The organism is Pseudoalteromonas rubra, assembly GCF_000967655.1.
Lineage (GTDB): Bacteria > Pseudomonadota > Gammaproteobacteria > Enterobacterales > Alteromonadaceae > Pseudoalteromonas > Pseudoalteromonas rubra_A.
The window spans coordinates 1-286 of sequence record NZ_JXYA01000128.1 but is presented as its reverse complement, the minus strand read 5'-3'; the positions used below and the strand labels follow the sequence as shown (position 1 = coordinate 286).

Annotated in this window: 1 protein-coding gene; it reads left to right on the top strand. The window is 61.2% G+C overall.

Translation table 11 applies throughout. The features are described from left to right. A partial coding sequence (locus TW77_RS25500; protein ID WP_046007482.1) for an Ig-like domain-containing protein occupies nucleotides 1–286 on the top strand: 286 nt, incomplete at both ends.

Below are 286 nucleotides of genomic sequence, written 5' to 3'. Positions count from 1 at the left end.
CACCGTGACCATCACGGACAACAACAGCTCGGTAAGCCGCACCGTAACGGCCGACAATTCTGGCAACTGGACACTGAGCGGTAGCGAGCTGGATGTCAGCAGCCTGAACAATGGCACGCTGACGGTGTCGGCGACCCAGGCGGATACGGCGGGCAACACCTCCACCGCTGCGACGCAAACCATTACCCTGGACAATGCCGCGCCGTCTGCGGTGACCATCACGACACCGATTGAAACCGACGGACTGGTCAATGCAGCCGAAGACAACGACGTGCTGATCGCCGGT